This window comes from Pseudolactococcus hodotermopsidis (genome assembly GCF_011170085.1).
Classification (GTDB): Bacteria; Bacillota; Bacilli; order Lactobacillales; family Streptococcaceae; genus Pseudolactococcus; species Pseudolactococcus hodotermopsidis.
Genome location: NZ_BLLI01000121.1, coordinates 1 through 1834, shown reverse-complemented (window position 1 = coordinate 1834; position 1834 = coordinate 1). Strand labels below are relative to the sequence as shown.

The following is a 1834-nucleotide window of genomic DNA, read 5'->3' as shown; positions in this document are numbered from 1 at the left end:
AGGTTTAAAAACTTTAAGAAACGGATCCTACTCATGAATAAAACCTTAATAAATTAAAAAACAAGCAACTAATCAGTTACTTGCTTTATAGGGGAAAGGAATTTCCCACACGATTTGACAAAGAGCCGTTTTTTTTGCGTTCATATGGAAAGTTAATATCATTAAAGATGACTATGGAAAGTGGAGGGTTTGATATTAATCAAGTTGGTTACAGTGAAAATTGAATCAATCAGCGGATTCGGTCAATTGAAGTCAGAAAAGGTTTGACAGATGAATGGGATAAGTCTGGTGTTAAGAGAGGGCAAGAGTATGTGACTTTGACGGATTTGATGACGGAGACTTGGAGTGGTCTGAAAACTCGGGATTATAAAAAGTATAAGGGCTTGAAGAAGGAAAATCTTCGAGATAATATGACTATACTCAATTCGTTAAAAATAAAGAACACTTTCAATAGCCTCACTATCGGCATAAGCCAAAATTCTCTTTTGGATTGTTTTATCATAGGTCATACTTACAGTATATCATACGTTTCGCTTTTTTATCGAATTGAGTATATCAAGGAAGGAACAAGATGACTGATGTAGTTGTACCTTCAAAAAGTGAGTTCGTAAGATGTGTGAGAGCGCTATTCGGCTTGGTTTATCTGTAACGGCAGGTATCTTAACGCTTATCCCAGCAACAACAGCTATTGGTGTTGGTATGAACGTTGCTTTGGGTGCATACGGCGTAGCTAATGCGGTAACAGGCAAAAATCTCGTAACAAGTAAAGAATTGTCAGGTGCAGAAAGAGCTGTCAAGGGTGTCACAGGCACGGGCGTTTCATAAATTTAATTTTTCTGGAATATACATGTAAGTTGTCGATTTAATTTTTAGTTAATCTATTTTAAAAGTTATTTTCGTAGAAATATTTTGAAATACCAAAGTTATTGATTATATTTTTAAATATTTTTGAAAAAACAAGTGACTTTTTCATGGATTTTCCGTTAAAAAACAACTCTTCGTAAAAGATTCCGAAAATTATGTTTTAGATTAAACTTATGAAACGCCTGTGTGTCACAGGTGTTTTATCTATGATACCGGGTGCTGCGAACGCTGCAAATGGTACAAAAATTACAGTGCCGACATTTTCTAACGGCTGTAATTTAGCCTTTGCGGGAGGAAATGCCGTTAATAGTGGCTTGACTGTCAGTACCACCAAGGTTACGGTTTCTATTGGCGAACAAGCTATCAAAAATGCTGTGCTTGGCAGTTCTGCATGCAAGTTGGTAGTGCGATGGCTAGTTCTGGTGGAGGCGGACCATATAGTAATTTGGAGGATTCCAACACTGTTGGAGAAGGGAAGGACTTTACTCAAAAACAAAAGCAAAATATCATTGAAGAAAATATGAAAAATAACGGTGGAGAAGTCAAATCGGATATGTCAGGAAAAGAACTTGTTAAACCTGAAAAAAGTCAGAAAGGTATCCCCCCTTCACAGGATGAGTGGCAAATTGATCATATCATACCTAAAGATAAAGGTGGTAGCAACAGTTATATACTCAATTCGATAAAAAAGCGCAACGTATGATAACTGTAAGTATGACCTATGATAAAACAATCCAAAAGAGAATTTTGGCTTATGCCGATAGTGAGGCTATTGAAAATGTTCTTTATTTTTAACGAATTGAGTATATCAAAAATTGTTGAATGATGATAAAGGTATAACAATAGACTTCTCCCAAAAATAAAAAAATTTGTTATACTATAGTTATGAACTATGAATCCCTCAGCAAACTCAGCGATAGTCATTTTAAACGTCTAGTTGGCGTTAAACGTCCAACCTTTGAATCTATGA

Annotated in this window: 2 protein-coding genes; both read left to right on the top strand. The window is 35.6% G+C overall.

Annotated features, from left to right (window positions below; genetic code table 11):
• The first annotated feature begins 612 nt into the window (after positions 1-612).
• Positions 613-825 (top strand): pre-toxin TG domain-containing protein, encoded by a 213-nt coding sequence (locus Hs30E_RS10875; protein ID WP_172209953.1) that lies wholly within the window; start codon positions 613-615, stop codon positions 823-825.
• Positions 826-1255: 430 nt separating this feature from the next.
• Complete coding sequence (locus tag Hs30E_RS10870; protein WP_172209952.1) at positions 1256-1567, top strand: HNH endonuclease; 312 nt, start codon at positions 1256-1258, stop codon at positions 1565-1567.
• The last annotated feature ends 267 nt before the right edge of the window (positions 1568-1834 follow it).